This window comes from Pseudoduganella sp. UC29_106 (assembly GCF_044055365.1).
Lineage (GTDB): Bacteria > Pseudomonadota > Gammaproteobacteria > Burkholderiales > Burkholderiaceae_D > Rugamonas.
On the sequence record NZ_CP171977.1, the window covers coordinates 4,817,479 to 4,840,087 of the forward strand.

The window sequence follows — 22,609 nt, forward strand, 5'->3', positions numbered from 1 at the left end:
GTCGAATGTCTCGCGATTATAGATTCGTTTCCACGAGGAAAAACTATCTAATTGTCACAATTCGTCCCAAAAGACTGGCGCAGGAAGTCGATGAACAGGCGCTGGCGCGCGGGCGTGAACTGGCGCGACAGGCGCACCGCGTACAGGCCGAAGGCCGGCGGCTCGTAGCCTTGCAGCACGCGGACCAGCCGACCATCGGCCAGCGCCGCCTCCAGTGCGAATTCCGGCAGCTGCACGATGCCCAGGCCCTGGACCGCCGCTTCCGTCAGCGCTTCGGCGTTATTGGCAGCGAAGGGGGTGTCCAGCTGCACGCCCTCGCCCACCAACACGCCCCACTCCTCGCGCATGCTGAGCAGACTGTAGTGGAGGCAGGCGTGGCCTTCCAGCTCCGCTGGCGTATGCGGCACGCCCCGCTCGCGCAGATAGGCCGGCGACGCGGCAAACAGCCGCGCCACGCTGCCGATCGGCGTTGCCACCAGCGATGAATCGCGCAGTGTGCCGATGCGGATGGCCACGTCGATCGCTTCAGCTTGCAGGTCCGTGGTGCGGTCTTCCAGCAGCAACTGCACTTTCAGCCCGGGATGGCGGCGCATGAAGCCCGGCAGCAGCGGCGCCACTTTCTGGATACCGAAGCTGAGCGCCGTCGCCACACGCAAGGTGCCGACGGCGCTTTCCACGCCTTCGCGGGCACGCTCCTGGGCTTCGTCCAACAGATGGAACACGGCCTGGGCATCTTCGTAGAAGCGGCGGCCTGCGTCCGTGATATCGATGCGGCGCGTGGTGCGCGTGATCAGCTGCGTGCCCAGCGCGTGTTCCAGCGCGCTGATACGGCGGCTGATGGCGGCTGTGCTCACGTCCAGCTGCTCGGCGGCGCGCACGAAGCTCTCGCACTCGACCACGGCGATGTAGCTGCGCAAATCGGTTAGGTCATATTGTTGCATTCAGCGTAAGGATGTTTTGATGGATGAGCTATTTATTGCGCCAGTCTAACCAATTAAAGTTCTCCCATCAACTAACCACATCCGAAAGGAAAGAGACATCATGAACTTCAAATCCCTGATCAAAGCCTCCCTGCCCCTGTTCATGGCCTTCGCCGCGCTGGCCCCGTCCGCGCAAGCCCAGACCGCCAAGCCTTCGGAAAAACTGCTGACCCCGACCAACCACACCCTGCTGCTGATCGACCACCAGCCGCAGATGGCCTTCGCCACCCGCTCCATCGACGTCGCCGAACTGCGCAACAATGTGACCGGCCTGGCCAAGGCTGCGAATACCTTCAAGGTGCCGACCATCCTGACCACGGTCGCGGCCAAGTCCTTCAGCGGCCCTTTGTTCCCCGAACTGCAGGCAGTATTCCCCGACCAGAAGCCGATCGACCGCACTACGATGAACACCTGGGAAGACCAGCGCGTAGTGGATGCGGTGAAGAAGACCGGCAAGAAGAAAATCGTAATGGCTGCGCTGTGGACGGAAGTCTGCCTGATCGAGCCGGCGCTCTCCGCGATCGACCAGGGCTATGACGTCTACATCGTCACCGATGCCTCCGGCGGCGTGACCAAGGAAGCGCACGACATGGCCGTGCAGCGCATGATCCAGGCCGGCGCGCACCCGATCACCTGGCTGCAGTACATGCTCGAACTGCAGCGCGACTGGGCCCGCGGCGAGACCTACAACGCCGTAACCAAGATCGCAGCCGACCACGCCGGCGGCTATGGCCTGGGCCTCATCTACGCCAAGGACATGTTCCACGCCCAGGAAGGCAAGTAACCCTTAACCCCGAGTTTGCCGGCGCCCGAAAAGGCGCCGGCTTTTTTTTAAACCCGAGACCAGGAGCAGGTGTCAGGCACGATGTGCCTGACACCAGGGTTACGCCTTTGGTTTTAGCGGAGACCTGCAATGAAACTGCATTTCACAGGGGCGCTGCTTGTCATTGCCGCGGCAGCTCACGCCAGCGCGGCCGATGGCGGGCGCGATGTTTATCAGGCGGTTTGCATGGCCTGCCACGCGGCCGAGAATGTGATGGTCAGCTCGCCGAAGCAGGGGGACGTGAGGGAATGGCAGCGCCGCCTGGCGCGCGCGGGCAGCCTGGACGCGCTGGCGGATAACGCGGTGAATGGCTATGAAGCGATGCCGCCGAAGGGCGGCCGTCCGGACCTGACGCGCGGCCAGATCGAAGCGGCCATCCGCTTCATGATGCAGCCGGCGCCGCGCAATCAGCCGGCGGAGTAGACGGCGATGGTGCTGCGCTCGTGCGTCATCTTGACGCTGAGGACGCAGCCACCCGGGTTCGCGGTGAGGAACTGCTGCAGTTCGTCCCTGGCGGTTGCGTGAAGGCCTTCCAGCGGGTCGGCGGGATGCAGCGATTCGTGCTCGGGCTTGCGCCAGTCGAACGGCACCTTGCCCCAAGTGACGTAAAAGCACATCAGGTTGTCGTAGGCGGGCGGAATGAAGGCCTCGCCGCGTGCATGCGCCGCTGCGCGCGTGGCGTCGGCGATGAAGGCCAGCGATTTGGCGTCCTTGGCGAAGGCGAAGTGGCGCGCCGTGTCGGCGTACAGGCGCACGCTGTCGGCGGCGTCGAATACGTGGGCCAGCGCGGCCAGTTGCTCCGGTTGCTGCGCGACCCGCGCGTCGCCGGACAGGCCAGCCGGGGCCAGTTCGATATGCATTGATTGCGTCACTTTGTAGTCCTTTCTTCTTAGTCGAGCAGGTCGCCGATGATGCTGATGCCGTCGGCGATCGTGCCGGCGATGTCGATGGCATCGACAACGCCGTCAACGACGCCGCTTTTGCTGGATTCCGCCAGGGACTGCGGCGCTACGGCGCGCGTCGGCGCGGCACGTGATACTTCGGGCGGCAGGTCGGCGCCGCAGTACAGGCAGCGCGGGAAATCGCCGTTCAGCACCGCGCGGTCACAGGCTGCGCAATGGAAGCGCGGGGATGGCGCAGCCGATGCTGGAGAAGGCGCCTGGCCGCTCATACGGCCCCCGTGAAATCGTGAACGAGGATATCGCCGACCAGGCTATCCTGTGTCAACAGCGCGGGGCCGGAAGCGCCGGCAGCGAACAGTCCGCGGCCATTGCTGTAGACGACCTGCCCTTTCGGGCTGATGTCGAACGAGGCCACATTCGGAGCGACCACCGTCTCGACACCAGCACGATTGCGGCACACCAGCTGCCACGAAGAAGGCACGAGCGACGGCACGCCGGCAATACTGGCCTCCTTGCGCAAAGCCTTCTGCGCGTCGATCACCTTCCCCTGCAAGACGATGTTGCGGATATCGGCCTGCATCGCCGGCCCCGACGCGCCCGTCAGCGGCTTGCGCGAGTACATCAGCGAGAAGAAGTTCAGGTAGTGGAAGACTGCGCGCAGCAGGCGGAATGGGAAGAACAGCGTGTCGAGCACGAAGTTGTCGCGCCGTAGCGGTGCGGCTCATAGGGACGGCGAATAAAGTACAGGCAACCATCCGGCGCCACGCGCGGCGACAGGAAATCGTAGCCCGGATCTTCCAGCACCGGCGTCACACGCCCGGTCTGCGTATTCAGTTCCTGGATCGTGGCATTGCCGGTAGCGACCCACACGCCCTGCTGGTTGCGCGCAATGCCGGCGGACTGGTACAGCAGCACGTGCTCCTGCCCTGCCGCCGGCGTGGGGCACGAGTCGAGCGAATCACCGCCCGTCAGCTCGCGCAGATCATCGCCATCGATGCTCATGGTGCCGATATGGCTGCCGCCGTCGCGGCCCTTGATGGTGCAATAAATGGCCTGCCCTGAAGACGACAGGCACAAATCCTCCAGCGACAGATTCTGCCGGTGCAGCAGGCGCGTTTCGGCGCCGGTGACGGGGTCATAGGCAAACAGCCCGCCCATCCCCGTGTCGTGCTGGAAGTACAGCAGCTGGCCGTCCACGGCAAAGCGCGCCGACGAAATGCGGATCGGCGTCACTTCCCGGTCGAAGGAGCGCATGCCGCCCTGGGCGGACACGCCGAAGGCCGTCTCCTTCTTCCACGCATGCTTCTCGCGGCTGCGCTCAGCGCGGTCGATCGCTTCCTGCGCATAGGGACTGTGGATCTGCTGCACGCCGCCATAGCCGGACTGGTAGAACAGCTTGCCTTCCGACACCCACGCCAGCTTCAGCTGCGGCACGCTCCCCGCCGGCGCAGCAGGAGCAGCGGCAGGCTGCTGCACATAGACATTGGTCGCGCGATAGAACCAGACAACCAGGACGAGCAGGATCAGTAAGGCGAACAGGATATGCATGGCGTGCCTTTGTCGGGAGAGCCTCCTGATTATAGGAGACTTTCCCGTTAGAAAGACTCACCAAATATCACAAAGTCTTGACGAATTCCCGTATACCGCCAAGCAGCATTTCGATCGACATCGCCGCCAGGATCAGGCCCATCAGGCGCTCGAAGGCCGTCATCACCTGCGGCCCCAGCACCTTCTGCAGGCGCTCGGCGCCAAGGAACACGGCCAGCCACACCACGACCACGGCGCCCAGCGCCGCTACGTGGGTGATCACCTCGCCCGTGCTCTCGCGCGAGAACAGCAGCACCGTCGCCAGCGCCGAAGGACCGGCCAGCGCGGGAATCGCCAACGGCACAATGAAAGGCTCGCCGCCCTCGCTCCGGCCCAGCACCCCGTCCGGATGCGGGAACACCATGCGGATCGCAATCAGCAGCAGGATCACGCTGCCCGCAATGCGCAGCGATGCTTCGGACAGGCTGAGCGCCTTCAGGAAGTGCGAGCCGAAGAACATGAACACCAGTAGCACGACAAAGGCGATCAGGCATTCGCGCACCACGATCTGGCGGCGCCGCTTGATGGGCACCGGCGCCAGGGCCGTCGCGAAGAGTGGAACGTTACCGAAAGGGTCGGTAACCAGCAGCAGGAGGATGAAAGTCTGGAAAAAGTCTTGAGTCATTGCCGGATCTTACAGGCTCATTAACCACGCTTCAACAGCTTGCGGTCGCAGGCTTCGACCGGCCAGCTGTCGGGCCATTGCTCGGCGATGATGCGCTCGCCCAGTTGCGTACGCAGCCTGCCATAGGTGTCGCCGTCATTGGCGCGGCAGGCGAAGGACGCGAACTTGTTGCGCGCGGCCGCGTCGGACGGGTAGCGCTGCAGCAGGTCCTCGAAGCCCGTCTTCACCAGCTGCCATTCCGGCAGGCTGCGGCGGTCGGCAAAGGTGATGGCTTCGCTGCCATTGCTGTCCTCACGCCAGTACAGCCGCGCATACATGCCGCCGCCTTCGGTGGGACGCGTGAAGAACACGGCGCGCCGTGCAAACTGGTCGAACTGTACTACGCTGCCGCCGCCACGCGGGCTGTAGGCGCGGCCCATCGCGTAGTGGATCTGCGGGTCCTGCGGGAAGACTTGCACGGCGTCCAGGTAGGCGCTCGCGACGGCACGCCGATGCGCCCCGCCCTCCAGCAGCAGGCTGATATTCAGGCTGTGCCACAGCGGGCAGCTGCCGGCCTGTGACCTTACCTGCTGCAGACGCACCGTGCCATTGCCGACCTGCTCGTGGTACAGGTCCAGCGCTTCGCGCGGCAGTGCGGCCACGCTGCCTACGCGCAGCTGGGACGCATAGGCACGCCAGTAGATCGCTTCGACCAGCGCCTGGGCAAGGGAATCGGGCTGCGCGCCGCGCCACTGGACCAGCACGGCGCGGTCGGCTTCCCAGCTCTGCGCAGTGCGGAACTGGTTGTCGAAGGCGGCTTCGAAGCCTTGCAGTTCGGGCTGGCCGTCGGCGTTGCGGGCACCGCCGCAGGCTTCGCGCAGCGCACGCTCGACGGCGTCGAATCTGCGTTCGGTCCACAGCTTCTGCAGCGGCGGCGCAGCGCCGGCGGATGCGGCAACCGCCAGCAGGGGAACAATCAGGAACAGCCGTCGCAGCATGCGCATCTCCGAAAACGATATCGAAGATTATACGCAAATTGCTGGGCGGCAATAATAAAAATGGCGGCCAGGCTGTGTGCCTGCCGCCACTTTTTGGGAAAACCGGGTTTACTCGCCGGTTTCGCCTTTCTTGATCCATGCCGCCAGCTGGTGCGGACGCAGGCCGTCGTAGTCTTCGAACGGCTGGTGAATCCACGGGTTGTGCGGCAGTTCCTGGATCTGGTAGTCAGGACGGAAGGCCGAGGAGCCCTTGGTCCAGATCACGGCGGAACGTACTTCGGTCACGCCTTCGAAGTTTTCCTTCAGGTGAGCCATCACCTTGGTCAGGGTCACGCCGGAGTCGGCCAGGTCATCCACCAGCAGGATCTTGCCTTTCAGCGGGCCCTTGGTCATCGTCATGTACTTGGCGATATCCAGGTCGCCGCGCACGGTGCCCGCTTCTTCGCGGTAGGAGCTGGTCGACAGGATGGCCAGCGGCACGTCGAAGATGCGCGAGAACACGTCGCCGGGACGCACGCCGCCGCGCGCCAGGCACAGCACCATGTCGAACTTCCAGCCGGATTCATGCACCTTCAGCGCCAGGCGCTCGATCAGGCGGTGGTACTCATCCCAGGACACCCACAGGTGCTTTTCGTTGGATTGTGGAGTGCTCATTTTTTGGTTTTCCTTGTGAAAAAACGGCGGATCAATGATCCGCCCTACAGCTACGGCCCTTGTAAGGCCCATGCGCCGAGTTACAGCGTAGGGCGGATCATTCGATCCGCCGTGCGTGCGTCACTCGAACGGATGACGCAGAACGATGGTCTCTTCGCGGTCCGGGCCGGTCGAAACCATATCCACCGGCACGCCAACCAGCTCTTCGATACGCTTGATGTAAGCGCGGGCGGTGGCCGGCAGCGCAGCCAGCGACTTGGCGCCGACGGTGCTCTCGGTCCAGCCAGGCATCTCTTCGTAGATCGGCTCGCAGCGCGCGGCTTCTTCGGCGCCGACCGGGAAGATGTCCACGTGCTTGCCGTCCACCAGGTAGCCGGTGCACAGCTTCAGGGTTTCCAGGCCGTCCAGCACGTCCAGCTTGGTCAGGCACATGCCGGACACGCCATTGATCTGCACCGAGCGGCGCAGCAGTGCGGCATCGAACCAGCCGCAGCGACGGGCGCGGCCGGTCACGGTGCCGAATTCATGGCCCACGGCGGACAGGTGGTGGCCCACGCCGGCATCGGTCGGCAGTTCGGACGGGAACGGACCCGAACCCACGCGGGTGGTGTATGCCTTGGTGATGCCCAGGATGTAGTGCAGCATGCCCGGACCCACGCCGGCGCCGGCCGCGGCATTGCCGGCCACGCAGTTCGACGAAGTCACGAACGGATACGTGCCGTGGTCCACGTCCAGCAGCGAGCCTTGCGCGCCTTCGAACAGCAGGGAGCCGCCGGCCTTGTGGGTCGCGTACAGCGCGGAGGACACGTCGGTCACCATCGGACGCAGGCGCGGCACGTAGGCCAGCGCGTCGTCCAGGGTTTTCTGGTAATCGATCTTCGGCGCCTTCAGATAGTTTTCCAGCACGAAGTTGTGGTAGTCCAGGTTCTCTTTCAGCTTCTCGGCGAAACGCTCGGCGTTCAGCAGGTCGGCCACGCGGATGGCGCGGCGCGCCACCTTGTCTTCATAGGTCGGGGCCGATGCCCTTGCCGGTGGTGCCGATCTTGGCGGCGCCGCGGGCGGCTTCACGGGCTGCGTCCAGCGCGGTGTGGTAAGGCAGGATGACCGGGCAAGCCTCGGAAATCTTCAGGCGCGAAGCGACTTCCACGCCGGCCGCTTCCAGCTTGTCGATTTCGCGCAGCACGTCCGGCACGGACAGCACCACGCCGTTGCCGATGTAGCAGGCCACGCCCGGGCGCATGATGCCCGAAGGGATCAGTTGCAGCGCAGTCTTCACGCCGCCGATAACGAGGGTGTGGCCCGCGTTGTGGCCGCCCTGGAAGCGAACCACGCCCTGGGCGTGTTCGGTCAGCCAGTCGACGATCTTGCCCTTGCCTTCATCGCCCCACTGGGTACCGATGACGACGACGTTCTTTGCAGTTTTCTTTGACATCACACTTAACCTAAGTTTTTAAGAATCCAGTTACTACCACTCTCGTCGAGCACCAGCGCGCGGTCGCACTCGAACTCGTCCTGTTCATCGCTGTGACCCGGCAGGGACTGGATCACAACTTCGCCGGACTTGCGCAGCTCGGCGATTTTATCTTTCAGCTCCGGCGCATTGCCCCACGGCGCGCGGATCGAATGCTTGCGCTCGGCCGTCGGCAGCAGGCGCGCCAGCTCGCGCAGGTCGAGCGAGAAGCCGGTGGCCGGACGGGCGCGGCCGAAAGCCTCGCCCACATGGTCATAGCGGCCGCCGCGCGCCACGGCGTTCGGCAGGCCCGGCACGTAGAGCGCGAACATGGCGCCGCTCTCGTACTGGTAGCCGCGCAGGTCGGACAGGTCGATCGCCACATCGGCGCGGCCGATGGCGGAGGCGGCCAGGGCGGCCAGTTCGGCCAGCGCCTTGCTGATGCCCGGCAGTTCAGGCAGCGCGGCGCGGGCGCGCTTCAGCACTTCCACGTCGCCGTACAGGTTTGGCAGGGCCAGCAGGGCATCGCGCGTGGCCGGCGCGTAAGCCGCCGCCAGGGCGCGCAGGCCCGGCACATCCTTGCCGCGCAACAGGGCCACGATCTGGTCATGGTCCTTCTGGGCGGTTTTGTCCTGTTCCAGGATGGCGCGCAGCACGCCGACGTGGGTCAGGTCCAGGCGCACTTCGGTGAAGCCGGCCAGGGCCAGGGAGCCCAGCGCCAGTTCCTGGATCTCGGCGTCCGCTTCCAGGCCGGCATGGCCGTAGATCTCGGCGCCGATCTGGATCGGTTCGCGCGTGGCGTGCAGGCCGGAGGGCAGGGTGTGCAGCACCGAGCCGGCGTAGCACAGGCGGGTGACGGTGGCGCGGTTGAGCAGGTGGGCGTCGATACGGGCGACCTGGGTCGTCATGTCGGCGCGCAGGCCCAGCATGCGGCCGGAAATCTGGTCCACCAGCTTGAAGGTGCGCAGGTTGGTGTCCTCGCCGGCGCCGGTCATCAGCGACTCGACGTATTCCAGCAGCGGGGGCATGACCAGTTCGTAGCCGTACAGCCGGAAATTATCCAGCATCAGGCGGCGCAACTCCTCAATCTTGCGCGCTTCGGAGGGCAAGACGTCGGCAATATGTTCAGGCAAGAGCCAATTTGGCATTGGAAGAATCTATTGAAGTATAAACAATGCGGACGCACGAGCGTCGCCCGGAAAATGGGCAGCCAAACCGCGTATTCTACGCGAAAACGTGGCTCAACTGGTAAAAACGTTTAAACCAGAGGCGTAACCCAGGTGTCTGCCACGATGTGGCAGACACCAGTTTCAGCCTTGGGTTTGAAAGGAATTTAGCGGCCGGCAGGGATTATTTGCCCGAACCCGGCGCCTTGAAGTACTTGAAGAAATCGCTGTTCGGATCGACCAGCATCACGTCCGCCTTGGACTTGAAGGAACCCCGGTAGGCTTCCAGGCTCCGGTAGAACTTGTAGAACTCCGGATTGCGGCCAAACGCTTCGGCATAGATGGCGGATGCTTTCGCATCGCCCTCGCCCTTGATCTTCTCGGCTTCGCGGTAGGCTTCGGCCAGGATCACGGTGCGCTGCTTTTCAGCGTCGGCACGGATCTTCTCGGATTCGGCGAAACCGGTGGAACGCAGCTCGTTGGCCACGCGCTGGCGCTCGGCCTTCATGCGGTCATATACGGAGTTGTTGATCTGCTCCACGTAGTCCACGCGTTTCAGGCGCACGTCGATGATCTCGACGCCGATCTGCTTCGCTTCATTGACCACCTTGCCGCGCAGTTCTTCCATGACTTTGCCGCGCTGGCCCGAAATCACTTCGCGCACGGTGCGCTTGGTAATGGCGTCGTTCAGCGCCGCCTTCACGATCTGCGACATGCGGTCACGCGCCCTGCCCTCGTCGCCGCCAAAGGAGACGAAGTACAGGCGCGGATCGGTGATGCGCCATTTGACGAAGGAATCGACCAGGATGTTCATCTTCTCGGCCGTGATGAAGCGGTCCGCGTCCTGCGAATCCAGGGTCAGGATGCGCTTGTCCAGGTACAGCACGTTCTGGAATGGCGGCGGCAGCTTGAAGTGCAGGCCAGGCTCGTTGATCACCTGCTTGACTTCACCGAGGGCGAACACGATCGCAAACTTGCGCTGGTCCACCACAAATACGGTGGAGGACAGCAGCATCAGGGCGATGAAGCCCGCGATCAGGATGGATACGAGACGGTTCATTAGCGGCTCTCCCGTTCACGGGAAGTGTCGCGCGAGCGGCCATCGCGGCGGCTTGCGTCGTAGTTCTGCATGCTGTTATCGGGCAGCAGCACGGCGGTCGGCGGCGGCGGCGTCTGGTTGACGCGCGCGGTATCGGCGGCGGCCACCTGGGCGATCAGCTTGTCCAGCGGCAGGTACAGCAGGTTATTGCCATTGCGCGAATCGGCGATGACCTTGGTCGTGCTGGCGAAGATCTGCTGCATGGTTTCCAGGTACATGCGGTCGCGCGTGACGGCCGGCGCCTTCTGGTACTCGGTCAGCACGGACTTGAAGCGGTCGGCGTTACCGGTCGCATTCTCGACGGTTTGCGAGCGGTAGGCTTCGGCCTGCTGCAGCAGCGAGAAGGCGGTACCGCGGGCCTTCGGCACCACGTCGTTGGCATACGCCTGGCCTTCGTTCTTCTGGCGCTCGCGGTCCTGGCTGGCCTTGACGGCGTCGTCAAACGCAGCCTGCACCTGCTCCGGCGGCTGCACGCCCTGCATCGTCACATTGGTGACCTGGGCGCCGGACGCGTAGCGGTCCAGGATGGTCTGCATCAGCAGCTGGGTATCGGTCGCCACTTTCTCGCGGCCCTCGTACAGCACGAAGTCCATCTTGCTGCGGCCCACCACTTCGCGGATCGACGTCTCGGCCACCTGGCGCACGGTTTCTTCCGCGTCGCGGTTGTTGTACAGCCAGGCCACCGGGTCCTTCAGCTTGTACTGCACGGCGAACTGGATGTCGATGATGTTCTCGTCGTCGGTCAGCATCAGCGATTCGCGCGCCTGCTTGGACTTGACGTTGCCGCGGTAGCCCACTTCCACCGTGCGCACCTGCGATACATTGACCGTTTCATCGGCCTGGAACGGATATGGCCAGCGCCAGTTGAAACCGGCCGGCGTCGTGTGGCTGAATTTGCCGAAGGTGGTGACCACGCCGGTCTGGCCTTCCTGCACGATGAAGGCGCCGGAAGCGAGCCACACCAGCACGGCGATCGAAGCGACGGCGCCAAAGGTGAAGCCGGCGCCCTTCAGGTCGCTGCCGTTGCCGCCGCCACCGCCGCCGTTGCCGGAGTTGCGGTTGCGATTGCCCCCCGAACAGGCCGTTCAGGCGCTGGTTGAAGTCACGCCACAGCTGGTCGAGGTCGGGAGGTCCGTCACCGGGCTTCTTGCCCTCCTGGGCCTGCTTGTTGCCATCCTTGTCATTGCCCCAGCGCGGGTCATTCAGCGACAGCTTCAAGCCTAGTCTTTTCTTGAGAGAGGAAAAAGGCATGTTCTTATTAGTGTGATCCAGCATGGATAAAGTTGGAAATACTGTCCGGCGCCATCGGCTCTTCCCGATTGGCCAACGCCTCCTGCTCGTCCCTGGCCGCTTCACTGATCGCATCGCGCAGCAGGTTCAGGCCTGCGCCCGTGCGTGCGCTAATGAATACGCGGGAAATCTTATCATACTCATCACGCTCGACTGCCGGCTCAAGCTCTGCGGCATCGATCTTGTTCCATACCAGGATCTGGGGAATATGGTCGGCGCCGATTTCCCTCAGCACCTCATTGACCTGTTCGATCTGCTCCATGCGCACCGGGCTGGCGCCATCGACCACATGCAGCAGCAGGTCGGCATGGATGGTTTCCTCCAGGGTCGCACGGAATGCGGCCACCAGCTGGTGCGGCAACTCGCGCACGAAGCCGACCGTATCGGACAGCACGATGCTGCCGATTTCCTCGCCCAGGTAGACACGGCGCGAGGTGGTGTCCAGCGTGGCGAACAGCTGGTCCGCCACGTAGACGCCGGCCTTGGTCATGGTATTGAACAGGGTCGATTTGCCGGCGTTGGTATAGCCGACGAGGGAAACGGAAAACGTATGGCTGCGCCCGCGCGCGCGGCGCTGGGTTTCATGCTGCTTACGCAGCTTGGCCAGGCGCGTGCGCAGCATCTTGACGCGCTCGCCGATCAGCCGGCGGTCGGTCTCGAGCTGGGTTTCACCGGGACCGCGCAAGCCGATACCACCCTTCTGTCGTTCCAGGTGGGTCCAGCCGCGGATCAGGCGGGTGGACAGGTGCTGCAGCTGGGCCAGTTCCACCTGCAGCTTACCCTCGTGGCTCTTGGCGCGCTGGGCGAAGATATCGAGGATGAGACTGGTGCGGTCCAGCACGCGGACGTTGAGGCGCTTTTCCAGGTTGCGCTGCTGGGCGGGGGACAGCGCATGATTGAAGATGACGATTTCGAGCTTGTGATCCTGCACGGCAAGGCCGATCTCATCCGCCTTGCCGCTGCCGACAAAGTAAGCGGCGTCGGGTGACGACCGCTTGCCGGTAATGGTCGTAACCGGCTCTGCTCCCGCGGAGCGCGCGAGCAGCGTCAGCTCCTCGATACTGGCAGCAAAGTCGCCTTGTCCGAAATCTACCCCGACTAATGCTGCACGCATAGGAACGGCTTTACTCCGCCGCCTCGGAAGACGATTCGATGTTCAGGTTGACGGCGCGTGCAGGCACGACCGTGGAAATCGCATGCTTGTACACCATCTGGGTCACGGTGTTGCGCAGCAGGACCACATACTGGTCAAACGACTCGATATGGCCTTGCAGCTTGATGCCGTTGACCAGATAGATCGAGACGGGAACGTGCTCTTTACGCAGCGCGTTCAGGAATGGGTCTTGTAACAATTGCCCTTTATTGCTCATAACAGCTCCAGTTTATGTTGTTTTGTAGAATTGGAGGCGAAACGCTTGAATTCAAGTGCCGGGGGATGCTCCAAAGCTACTGTACCTTGTTTTTTCGAATCCTGCAGGGGTGCACGACTATTATTTCTCGGTTTTTGCAAACGGATTCTTGCCCGTGCGCAATTCAATGCGCAGCGGCGTTCCTACCAAATTGAAAGTATCACGGAAATGCTTTTCCAGGTAGCGTTTGTACGGCTCGGCAATGGCATCCAGTGAGTTGCCGTGGATGACGATGACCGGCGGATTCTGGCCGCCCTGGTGGGCATAACGCATCTTGGGACGCGTACCGCCCTTGCGCTTCGGTTCCTGCTTCTCGATCGCTTCCTGCAAGGCGCGGGTCAGCTTCGGCGTCGGCAGGTTGGCGGTGGCCGCAGCGTAGGCCTGGTCCACCGATTTCATCAGCGGTCCGATATTGGTGCCCTTCAGCGCCGAGATGAAGTGACTCTTGGCCCAGCCCAGGAAGTCCAGCTTGCGGTCCAGGTCATTCTTCACCTGGTCACGCTGGTGCGACTGCAGGCCATCCCACTTGTTCACGGCCAGCACCAGGGCGCGGCCGGATTCGAGGATGAAGCCGGCGATGTGGGCATCCTGCTCAGAGATGTCCTGCTGGGCGTCCAGCATCAGGATGACCACGTTCGCTTCCGAGATCGATTGCAGCGTCTTCACCACCGAGAACTTCTCGATGGCTTCGAACACCTTGCCGCGGCGGCGGATGCCGGCCGTGTCGATCAGGGTGTAATGCCTGCCGTCGCGCTCGAACGGGATTTCGATCGAGTCGCGCGTGGTGCCCGGCATGTCGAAGGCGATCACGCGCTCTTCGCCCACCAGCGTATTGATGAGCGTGGACTTGCCCACATTCGGGCGGCCCACCAGCGCAATCTTTACGCCGCGCTCGGACGGCAGCAGCCATCCTCATCGGCCGGGCGGGAGGCGAATGCCTTGTCCAGCGCTTCGGTGACCAGGTCGTGCACGCCGTCGCCGTGGGCGCCGGAAATCGCATACGGATCGCCCAAGCCCAGCTCATAGAAGTCGGACACGGCGGCCGTGTAGCGCATGCCTTCCGCCTTGTTCACCACCAGCAGCACGGGGCGGCCGGACTTGCGCAGGAAGTCGGTGATGGTCTTGTCGTGCGGGGTCATGCCCTGGCGGCCATCCACCAGGAACACCACCACGTCCGCTTCGGCGACGGCCTGCTTGGTCTGCAGCGCCATCTGGTACATGATGCCTTCCTTCGCAACCGGCTCGAAGCCGCCGGTATCGATGACCAGGAACGGGCGGTCGCCGACGCGGCCCTCGCCATAGTGACGGTCACGCGTCAGCCCAGGCAGGTCCGCCACCAGCGCGTCGCGCGAGCGGGTCAGACGATTGAATAAGGTCGATTTCCCGACGTTCGGGCGACCTACGAGTGCGATTACCGGCTTCATTTTTTCTTGTTACTCGGCCGCGATGGCGGCCACTGTACCTGCTTGAGTTTGAACAATCATATTCGAGCCGGCCAGCAGCGGCACCGATTTGATCGGGCTGCTGTCGAGCGAGACCCGACCTAACATCGTGCCATCCTCACGCGAGAGGAAGTGCACATATCCTTCGAAATCGCCCACGGCCACGGTGCGGCCGAAGGACAATGGGGTCGACAGGCGGCGATAGGACAGCGCGTCCGACTTCCAGGCGCTGGCGCCACCGTCGCGGCTGAAGGCGATCACGCTGCCCTTGTCGTCGGCCACGAAGACGAAGCGCGGATCGACGGACACGCCCACGTCGGACGAAGCATCCTTGGTCCATTTCGCGGCGCCGGTGTTGGCGTCGAAGCAGCCCACCTTGCCCTGGTAAGTCACGGTGCACAGGTCCTGCTCGAACACCACCGGGGTGCCGCCGATGTCGGACACACGCTCCAGCTCCGTGGCGCCGCGCGGCTCGGCCACCGGTACTTCAAAGCGCGGCACGCCGTTGGACAGGGCCAGGCCCAGCATGCGGCCGGCCGGCTGCGCCACCACCACATTGGTGCCGGCGACGACCATGCCCGGCGCATTGCGCAGGGTCAGGGCCGGCGTCGGGCGCTGCAGAAACCAGCGCTTCTCGCCCGTCTTTTCATCATAAGCGGTAATGCGGTTGTCCACGCTGCGCACGATCACGGCGTCGCCGCCGATCACGGGGGCCGACAGGATCTCGCTGGTGGCCTGGGCCGTCCACAATTCCTTGCCGGTGGCTGCATCGAAGGCAATGACCTTGCCCTTGGTGCCGCCCACCACGACCACCTTGCCGTCGCTGCCCACGCCGGCCGTCAGGTCGGTGCCGGCCTTGGCGCGCCACAGCTGCTTGCCGCTGGCGGCATCCAGGCGCTCCACATTGCCGTCGGCATCGGCCACGAACAGGCTATTGTCCGCCAGCGCGGGCGTGAACACGTTCACGCCGGCCTTGCCGACGGAATGCTTCCACACCACCTTGACCGGGGACGGCGACTTGATGTCCACCAGCTTGGCCGGCGGCGTCTTGTCTTCCTTCTTGAACGGGTTCAGGGAGCTGAGGGTGCTGCAGCCTGCAACGGCCAGCGCCATCGCGCTCATTGCGATAACTTTTCCAGTTGCGCGCATGGATTACGCCTTCTCTTCCGGTACGGTGCCGCCGATCGATTCGAGCTTCAGCTGGATCAGCTGGCGGCCCGGGTTCTTTTTGTCGCTCGCTTCCAGCGCGGCCTTGTAGGCGGCGCGCGCCTCTTCCAGCTTGTTCTGCGCGGCCAGGATGTCGCCCTTGCGGTCGGCAGCGGCGGCCTTGAACTGCGGCAGCGGCTCGGCGGAAACCAGTTTCAGCGCTTCGTCATAAGCTTTTTCGTCCAGCAGCACGCCGGCCAGGCGGATTTGCGCGATGGCCTTGTATTCTTCGTTGCCATGCTCGATCACCCACTGCAGTTGTGCCTTGGCGGACTTCAGGTCCTTGGTGTCGAAGGAAGACTTGGCGGCGGCCATCGCAGCCATCTGGGCGTAGGCGGTGCTGCCGAACTTCGATTCGATGTCGCCGGCGGCGCGCAGCACCTTGGCGTTGTCCTTGCCGACGGCGCTTTGCATTTCCTCGAACAGCACGGAAGCGTTGGCAGCCTGGCTGCGCTGGTAGTAATTCCAGCCGGTCCAGCCCGAATAGGCGGCCAGGCCCGCGATCACCACCCAGGTGCTCATATTGCCGTATTTCGCCCACCACGCCTTGAGAGTAGCAAGCTGTTCTTGTTCTTCGAGATCGTATGCCATGTTTCAGTCTTTATCGGTTAATGCGATTAGTGATAGTGGGTGTGGTGATGGTGGTTCGGATCATCGCAGTCGTCTCCACAACCTGCGATCTGATCCACGATGTAATCCACCACGCCTTCGAACGGCACGGTGGTTTGCTGCGCTTCGCCTTCCTCGCCGCGCAGCGACTTCACGTTCGCTGCATTGGCGGCGATTTCGTCGTCGCCGATGATCACGGCGTAGGAAGCGCCGCTGCCATCCGCCTTCTTCATCTGCGACTTGAAGCTGCCCGGGCCGCTGGTGGCGGCGCAGTGCAGGATCACGTCCAGGCCCGCGTCGCGCAGGCGCTCGGCCAGCACGAAGGATTGCATCTGGGCTGCTTCGCCCTGGTGCACCATGTACACGTCGCACTGGCGCGGCACGGCGGTGTCGCCCAGGCCTTTCATCAGTTCGATCAGGCGCTCGATGCCCATGGCGAAGCCCACCGCCGGCGTCGGCTTGCCGCCGAACATTTCGATCAGCGGGTCATAGCGGCCGCCGGCGCACACGGTGCCCTGCGCGCCCAGTTCGTCCGTCACCCATTCGAACACGGTGCGGTTGTAGTAGTCGATGCCGCGCACCAGGCGGGGGTTGATGGTGTACTGGATCGCGTTGGCGTCCAGGATCTTCTTCACGCCGTCGAAGTGGGCCAGCGATTCGGCGCCCAGGTAGTCCAGCAGCTTCGGTGCACTGTTCACGATGGACTGCAGGTCCGGGTTCTTGGTGTCCAGGATGCGCAGCGGGTTGGTGTGCAGGCGGCGCTTGGCGTCCGCGTCCAGATGTTCCTCGTGCTGCTGCAGGTAGGCGATCAGGTCCACGCGGTGGCGTGCGCGCTCCTCGGCGTCGCCGATGGAGTTCAGTTCCAGGCGGATGTTCTGCAGGCCCAGGTCATCCCACAGGCGGCGGCACATCATGATCATTTCGGCGTCCACGTCCGGGCCGGTGAAGCCCACGGCTTCCGCGCCGAACTGGTGGAACTGGCGGTAGCGGCCGCGCTGCGGACGCTCGTGGCGGAACATCTGGCCCTTGTACCACAGGCGCTTCGGGCCGTCGTACACCAGGTTATGTTCCAGCACGGCGCGCACCACGCCGGCCGTGCCTTCCGGGCGCAGCGTCAGCTGGTCGCCGTTCATCGAATCCTCGAAGGAGTACATCTCCTTTTCCACGATGTCCGTCACGGCGCCGATGGCGCGCGAGAACAGGCGGGTCTCTTCCACGATAGGCGTGCGGATCTGCTGGAAGCCATAGCTTTGCACAACGGATTGCGCGGTGTTCTCAAACAGTTCCCACAGGTGGGCTTCGGACGGCAGGAGATCGTTCATCCCCTTGATAGCTGTGATCTTTTCGGCTTTGGACATGTCGGTTTTAAGCTTTGCTGTAATTTTTCTGCACGTAGTCGAGCACAATGGCCTGGAACTCCTGCACGATGCCTTCGCCGCGCAGGGTCGCCACTTTCTGGCCGTCGACAAACACCGGCGCGGCGGGCGATTCGCCGGTGCCGGGCAGGCTGATGCCGATATTGGCGTGCTTCGACTCGCCCGGTCCGTTGACGATGCAGCCCATCACGGCCACATTCATCGCTTCCACGCCGGGGTAGAGTTTTTTCCACTCGGGCATCTGCTCGCGCAGATAGCTCTGGATATCGTCCGCCAGCTCCTGGAACACGGTGGACGTGGTGCGGCCGCAGCCCGGGCAGGCAATCACCATCGGGGTGAACTTGCGCAGGCCCATGGTCTGCAGGATTTCCTGGCCCACCACCACTTCTTTCGTACGGTCGCCGCCCGGTTCCGGGGTCAGCGAAATGCGGATGGTGTCGCCGATGCCCTCTTGCAGCAGCACCGACAGCGCGGCGGTCGAAGCCACGATGCCCTTGCTGCCCATGCCCGCTTCGGTCAGGCCCAGGTGCAGCGGATAGTCGCAGCGCCTGGACAGTTCGCGGTAAACGGCAATCAGGTCCTGCACGCCGGAGACCTTGCAGGACAGGATGATCTTGTCGCGGCCCAGGCCCAGTTCTTCGGCGCGCTGCGCGTTCTCGATGGCCGAGGTGATCAGCGCCTCGTACATCACGGCTTGCGCGCTCCACGGATTTTCGCGCGACGCATTTTCGTCCATGATGCGCGCCAGCAGCGCCTGGTCCAGCGAACCCCAGTTGACGCCGATGCGCACCGGCTTGTCATGCTTGGCCGCCACTTCAATCATCTGGGCGAACTGGGTGTCGCGCTTGGCGCCCTTGCCCACATTGCCCGGATTGATGCGGTACTTCGACAGCGCGGCGGCGCAGTCCGGATAGTCGGTCAGCAGCGTGTGGCCGTTGTAGTGGAAGTCGCCCACCAGCGGCACATCGATGCCCATCTTGTCCAGCTGGTCGCGGATGTATGGCACGGCGGCTGCCGCTTCCGGACGGTCCACCGTCAGGCGCACCAGTTCCGAGCCGGCGCGCGCCAGTTCCTTGATCTGGATCGCGGTCGCCACGGCGTCCGCGGTGTCGGTATTGGTCATCGACTGCACGACCACAGGCGCATCGCCGCCGACCCAGATCTTGCGCTCACCATACTGCACCAGCACGCGGCGGCTGGCGCGGCGTGCCTGCGGTCCCGATGGGATGGGATTGTTCGAATCGGACATGTGCTTCACTCTTTACTTGATGTTCACGCGAGAGATGGTGCCGCCCGCGATTGGCGGCAGCTCCATCGGTGCACCCTGCAGCGTCGCCTGCACGCCGGTCGGCTTGCCGACGATGACCAGGTCCTTCGGACGCACATCAAAGGTCTCGGTGCTGCCCGCCTTCACGAGGCGCGCGATCAGCGAGTTCGCGCCCGGACGGCGGATCTCGACCCACGAATCTTCCTTCACATTCAGCACCAGCTTGCCGCCGCCGGCAGGCGCGGCAGCCGCTGGCGCAGGCGCTGCAGCGGCAGGCGCCGCTGCGGGCTGGGTTGCGGCAGGCGCCGGTGCGGCAGGTTGCGCTGCGGCCGGCGCCGGCGCCACGCCCGGTGCGGCCGGCGCGCCCGGCGCTGCCACCGGGCCTGCCGGTGCGGCCGGATTGATGCCGGCGCCCGGCATGGTGGCCGGCGCGGTCGCCGCGCTGCCAGGCTGCGGCGGCACGGAAATCAGCGGCACATTCGGCGACTGCAGCGGCGCCTGCCCGGCAGCCGGTGCAGCTGGCTGGGCGGCCGGCTGCGCAGCCGGCGCGCCGCCGTTCAGCGGCGTGGTCGTCACGCCGGTAGCGCCCTCGCCGGTCACCGCGGGATTTTTCGCACCGAAGCTGGCCGGCGAAATCAGGCCCGCCTTCCAGGCGCCGGCCGCGGCCAGCAGGGCCAGCACGGCGATACCGCCGATGATGGCGCCCATCGGCTTGCCCTGGCGCTCGGTCAGCGTCGGGAAGCGCGATTCGTTGAACGAAGCCGTTACCCTGGTCGGACGCACGGTCGCCGTGGCGTGGCCCAGCGTGCTTTCCACTTCAATCATCGCCACCAGCGGCGCTGGATCGAGGCGCACGGCCTTGGCGTAGGCGCGGATGAAGCCGCGCGTCACCGCCATATTCGGCAGCGCATCGTAATCCGCCTGCTCGATCGCAAGCACCTGGCGCGGCGCCAGCTTCAGCTGGTCCGCGATCTGGTCCACCGTCAGGCCCAGCGATTCACGCGCCGTCGCCAGTTCTGCTCCGGGCGAGGAAGCATGACGCTGGTTTTTCGGCTCTTCCTGCCATTCAGAATCCATTTGTACCCCTGTATCACTCATCAAACGCCCCACGTTGATATGCAGCGTATTCGGGCGAGTTCGCATGATGGCGGCGCAGCTGAGTGGCCCAGCCCTGCTCCGCACCCTGGTCACCCATCTTGTGCTGCACCTTAATCGCCAGCCACAGCACATCGGCTGACAGGCTGTCCGTCTTGGCTACTTTACCCAGCCGGGTGATGAAGAAACTGGCGCGCGGATAATCGCGGCGCTGGTAATACACCCGTGCCATATTGGCGTTCGTAACCGGCAGATCCGGCGTGATCTGCAAGGCCTGCAGCAGATACTTCTCCGCCAGGCCATAGTCCCTGATCTTCAGCGCGCAATCGCCCGCATTGTTCATCGCACTCGCGGGCGACTGGTACATGCGGTTGCCCAGCGCCGCGTCGAAATACTTGAACGACTCCGGCACGCGGCCCTTCTGGCACAGATAGGAACCGTAGTTGTTGTTCAGTTCCGGATTGTTCGGCGCCAGCTTCAGCGCGTGCATGAAGTTATCGTTCGCCAGCTCGTTCTCGCCCATGCGCATATAGATCACGGCGCGCATGCCGTAGGCGTCCGCATAGGTCGGATCGGCGGCGATCGCTTTCTTGATCTCGTCCAGCGCGACCTGCACCTGGCCCTGCTCGAAATAACCGACCGCCAGCTGCATGCGGATCTCGGCGCGCTTCTGGGCGGAGGTCTGGTCGGAGGCGGTGGCCAGTTCGGCCTTGCCGCTCGGGCCAGTGGTGCTGCCGCTGCCCGCGCAACCGGCCAGCACACCAGCCAGCGCAAGGGCGGCCAGGCGGGTGCTGCGGCGCTGGGCGAAGTCGGTCATCAGGAACGGATCTCCACAATCTTGCCGAAATCGGCGCCGTATTTCTGCTGGTACTCGGTCATCTTGCCCATGCGCTCCTGCACGCGGGTACGGTCCTTCACCTCGCCTGCCAGCTGGCCGCAGGCCGCGTCGATATCGTCGCCGCGGGTCTTGCGGATGGTGGTCACGATGCCCGCGTCCATCAGAATCTGGGCGAAAGCCTTGATGCGCGGATTCTTGGAGCGCAGCAGGCCCGATTCCGGGAAGGGGTTGAAAGGAATCAGGTTGAACTTGCAGTTCACGCCATATTGCGGATGGTTCACCAGGGCGATCAGTTCGCGCGCATGCTCGTCGGTGTCGTTATAACCGTCCAGCATGCAGTACTCGAAGGTGATGAAATCGCGCGGTGCAAATTCCAGATAGCGCTTGCAGGCCGACAGCAGCTCGGCCAACGGGTACTTCCTGTTCAGCGGGACCAGCTCGTCGCGCAGCGCATCGTTCGAGGCGTGCAGCGACACGGCCAGCGCCACCGGCACATCCTGCGACAGCTTGTCGATCATCGGCACCACGCCCGAAGTGGACAGGGTCACGCGGCGGCGCGACAGGCCGTAGGCGTTATCGTCCAGCATCAGCTTGAGCGCGGTGGCGGTCGGGCCGTAGTTCAGCAGCGGCTCGCCCATGCCCATCATGACCACGTTGGTGATCTGGCGCTCGCCCTTCGGGCCCGGCTCGATGCCGTGCGTCTGGCGCAGCGCGAATTCGGCCATCCACAGCTGGCCGATGATTTCGCCCACGGTCAGGTTGCGGTTGAAGCCCTGCTTGCCGGTCGAGCAGAAGCGGCAGTTCACGGCGCAGCCGGCCTGGGTCGAGATGCACAGCGTGCCACGGTTCTCTTCCGGGATGAACACGGTTTCCACGGCATTGCCATTGCCCACGTCCACCAGCCATTTGCGGGTGCCGTCGGCGGAGGTATGGTCGCTGATGACGGCCGGCGCCGTGATGTGGGCGCGCGTCTTCAGCTTCTCGCGCAGCGATTTGGCGAGGTCGGTCATGCTGTCAAAGTCGGACGCACCGAACTGGTGGATCCAGCGTTGCAGCTGTTTTGCGCGGAAAGGCTTCTCACCCAACTCGGCGCAGTAGGCTACTAATTGCTCCGGATCCAGATCCAGCAGGTTAGTGAGAGTCGATTCCGTCATTTCTTGCTCAATATTCAAAAAAGCCTTTGCCCGGACCATGGGACCGGGGCAAGCGCAATACTACTTTACTACAGTACAACCGTTAAAAAAAATTAACGGGAGTAAACGTTCAGTGCCGGGAAGAAGTAAGCGATTTCCACAGCAGCGGTTTCGGCTGCGTCGGAACCGTGCACGGCGTTCGCATCGATGGAGTCAGCGAAATCGGCGCGGATGGTGCCTTTTTCGGCTTTCTTCGGATCCGTGGCGCCCATCAGGTCGCGGTTCTTGCCGATCGCGCCTTCACCTTCCAGAACCTGGATCATCACAGGACCGGAAATCATGAAGTCCACCAGGTCCTTGAAGAAAGGACGGGCGGCGTGAACAGCGTAGAAGCCTTCGGCTTCAGCGCGGGACAGTTGGGTCATGCGGGCAGCTACCACCTTCAGGCCTGCGCCTTCGAAACGGCTGTAGATCTGGCCGATCACGTTCTTGGCTACTGCGTCCGGTTTGATGATCGACAGGGTGCGTTCGATTGCCATTATGAAAAACTCCAATAAAAAGAAAGGTTTAAAACAAAATTGATATCTGGATCAACCGGCGATTTTACCATAGAACCCCCTGCATATTCGATAGCACGGCAGGGGAAATCCGTTTTAAGCCGGGTCTAAGCCAGGAATTTTC

Annotated in this window: 22 protein-coding genes and 3 pseudogenes; 2 read left to right on the forward strand and 23 right to left on the reverse strand. The window is 63.6% G+C overall.

Annotated elements, in window-relative coordinates; translation table 11 throughout:
* Positions 1 to 47 precede the first annotated feature (47 nt).
* Entirely contained in the window at positions 48 to 941 is an 894-nt protein-coding gene (locus tag ACHMW6_RS24170; RefSeq protein ID WP_395400586.1) for a LysR substrate-binding domain-containing protein, read from the reverse strand.
* Positions 942 to 1,083: 142 nt separating this feature from the next.
* Here ACHMW6_RS24170 and ACHMW6_RS24175 point away from each other — a divergent pair, with 142 nt between their 5' ends.
* A complete protein-coding gene (locus tag ACHMW6_RS24175; RefSeq protein ID WP_395408699.1) occupies positions 1,084 to 1,764 on the forward strand; it encodes a hydrolase in 681 nt (226 codons plus the stop codon).
* 129 nt (positions 1,765 to 1,893) lie between these two features.
* Positions 1,894 to 2,226: a c-type cytochrome gene (locus ACHMW6_RS24180; RefSeq protein ID WP_395400588.1), complete on the forward strand. Its 333-nt coding sequence runs from the start codon at positions 1,894 to 1,896 to the stop codon at positions 2,224 to 2,226.
* Here ACHMW6_RS24180 and ACHMW6_RS24185 read toward each other — a convergent pair.
* From ACHMW6_RS24185 to ndk, 22 genes and pseudogenes are all read right to left on the reverse strand, one after another.
* Positions 2,211 to 2,675, reverse strand: coding sequence for a hypothetical protein (locus tag ACHMW6_RS24185; RefSeq protein ID WP_395400590.1), 465 nt, complete (start codon positions 2,673 to 2,675; stop codon positions 2,211 to 2,213). The two genes, ACHMW6_RS24180 and ACHMW6_RS24185, sit on opposite strands and share 16 nt — an antisense overlap.
* A 17-nt stretch (positions 2,676 to 2,692) precedes the next feature.
* Positions 2,693 to 2,974 (reverse strand): hypothetical protein, encoded by a 282-nt coding sequence (locus tag ACHMW6_RS24190; RefSeq protein WP_395400592.1) that lies wholly within the window; start codon positions 2,972 to 2,974, stop codon positions 2,693 to 2,695.
* Positions 2,971 to 3,399: a hypothetical protein gene (locus tag ACHMW6_RS24195; RefSeq protein ID WP_395400594.1), complete on the reverse strand. Its 429-nt coding sequence runs from the start codon at positions 3,397 to 3,399 to the stop codon at positions 2,971 to 2,973. Before ACHMW6_RS24195 ends, ACHMW6_RS24190 begins: the two co-directional genes overlap by 4 nt.
* Entirely contained in the window at positions 3,342 to 4,253 is a 912-nt protein-coding gene (locus ACHMW6_RS24200) for a hypothetical protein (RefSeq protein WP_395400596.1), read from the reverse strand. The genes ACHMW6_RS24195 and ACHMW6_RS24200 overlap by 58 nt, the downstream gene beginning before the upstream one ends.
* A gap of 67 nt (positions 4,254 to 4,320) precedes the next feature.
* Complete coding sequence (locus tag ACHMW6_RS24205) at positions 4,321 to 4,917, reverse strand: MarC family protein (protein WP_395400598.1); 597 nt, start codon at positions 4,915 to 4,917, stop codon at positions 4,321 to 4,323.
* Between the two features lie 20 nt (positions 4,918 to 4,937).
* Entirely contained in the window at positions 4,938 to 5,894 is a 957-nt protein-coding gene (locus ACHMW6_RS24210; RefSeq protein WP_395400600.1) for a hypothetical protein, read from the reverse strand.
* Between the two features lie 108 nt (positions 5,895 to 6,002).
* Complete coding sequence (locus ACHMW6_RS24215; protein WP_395400601.1) at positions 6,003 to 6,548, reverse strand: phosphoribosyltransferase; 546 nt, start codon at positions 6,546 to 6,548, stop codon at positions 6,003 to 6,005.
* 120 nt (positions 6,549 to 6,668) lie between these two features.
* Positions 6,669 to 7,980 (reverse strand): annotated as a pseudogene (locus ACHMW6_RS24220) (adenylosuccinate synthase).
* Between the two features lie 5 nt (positions 7,981 to 7,985).
* Positions 7,986 to 9,146: an ATP phosphoribosyltransferase regulatory subunit gene (locus tag ACHMW6_RS24225; protein ID WP_395400603.1), complete on the reverse strand. Its 1,161-nt coding sequence runs from the start codon at positions 9,144 to 9,146 to the stop codon at positions 7,986 to 7,988.
* Between the two features lie 202 nt (positions 9,147 to 9,348).
* Positions 9,349 to 10,224 (reverse strand): protease modulator HflC, encoded by an 876-nt coding sequence (gene hflC / locus ACHMW6_RS24230; protein ID WP_395400605.1) that lies wholly within the window; start codon positions 10,222 to 10,224, stop codon positions 9,349 to 9,351.
* Positions 10,224 to 11,514 (reverse strand): annotated as a pseudogene (gene hflK / locus ACHMW6_RS24235) (FtsH protease activity modulator HflK). Before hflK ends, hflC begins: the two are co-directional and overlap by 1 nt.
* Before the next feature lie 7 nt (positions 11,515 to 11,521).
* A complete protein-coding gene (gene hflX / locus ACHMW6_RS24240; RefSeq protein ID WP_395400607.1) occupies positions 11,522 to 12,667 on the reverse strand; it encodes a GTPase HflX in 1,146 nt (381 codons plus the stop codon).
* 10 nt (positions 12,668 to 12,677) lie between these two features.
* Entirely contained in the window at positions 12,678 to 12,923 is a 246-nt protein-coding gene (gene hfq / locus ACHMW6_RS24245) for an RNA chaperone Hfq (RefSeq protein WP_395400609.1), read from the reverse strand.
* 120 nt (positions 12,924 to 13,043) lie between these two features.
* A pseudogene (gene der / locus ACHMW6_RS24250) lies at positions 13,044 to 14,386 on the reverse strand (ribosome biogenesis GTPase Der).
* A gap of 9 nt (positions 14,387 to 14,395) precedes the next feature.
* Positions 14,396 to 15,553 (reverse strand): outer membrane protein assembly factor BamB, encoded by a 1,158-nt coding sequence (gene bamB / locus ACHMW6_RS24255; protein WP_395400611.1) that lies wholly within the window; start codon positions 15,551 to 15,553, stop codon positions 14,396 to 14,398.
* A 3-nt stretch (positions 15,554 to 15,556) separates the two neighbouring features.
* The gene (locus ACHMW6_RS24260; RefSeq protein WP_395400613.1) at positions 15,557 to 16,201 is read right to left on the reverse strand and encodes a YfgM family protein; all 645 of its coding nucleotides are present in this window, start codon (positions 16,199 to 16,201) and stop codon (positions 15,557 to 15,559) included.
* 26 nt (positions 16,202 to 16,227) lie between these two features.
* Complete coding sequence (gene hisS, locus ACHMW6_RS24265) at positions 16,228 to 17,577, reverse strand: histidine--tRNA ligase (protein WP_395400615.1); 1,350 nt, start codon at positions 17,575 to 17,577, stop codon at positions 16,228 to 16,230.
* A 7-nt stretch (positions 17,578 to 17,584) separates the two neighbouring features.
* Positions 17,585 to 18,844, reverse strand: a complete 1,260-nt coding sequence (gene ispG / locus ACHMW6_RS24270) for a flavodoxin-dependent (E)-4-hydroxy-3-methylbut-2-enyl-diphosphate synthase (RefSeq protein ID WP_395400617.1) — start codon at positions 18,842 to 18,844, stop codon at positions 17,585 to 17,587.
* Positions 18,845 to 18,856: 12 nt separating this feature from the next.
* Complete coding sequence (locus ACHMW6_RS24275; protein ID WP_395400619.1) at positions 18,857 to 19,939, reverse strand: helix-turn-helix domain-containing protein; 1,083 nt, start codon at positions 19,937 to 19,939, stop codon at positions 18,857 to 18,859.
* Positions 19,940 to 19,952: 13 nt separating this feature from the next.
* Positions 19,953 to 20,774, reverse strand: coding sequence for a type IV pilus biogenesis/stability protein PilW (gene pilW / locus ACHMW6_RS24280; RefSeq protein WP_395400621.1), 822 nt, complete (start codon positions 20,772 to 20,774; stop codon positions 19,953 to 19,955).
* Positions 20,774 to 21,949, reverse strand: coding sequence for a 23S rRNA (adenine(2503)-C(2))-methyltransferase RlmN (gene rlmN, locus ACHMW6_RS24285; RefSeq protein WP_395400623.1), 1,176 nt, complete (start codon positions 21,947 to 21,949; stop codon positions 20,774 to 20,776). Before rlmN ends, pilW begins: the two co-directional genes overlap by 1 nt.
* 92 nt (positions 21,950 to 22,041) lie before the next feature.
* The gene (gene ndk / locus ACHMW6_RS24290) at positions 22,042 to 22,467 is read right to left on the reverse strand and encodes a nucleoside-diphosphate kinase (RefSeq protein ID WP_395400625.1); all 426 of its coding nucleotides are present in this window, start codon (positions 22,465 to 22,467) and stop codon (positions 22,042 to 22,044) included.
* Positions 22,468 to 22,609 lie beyond the last annotated feature (142 nt).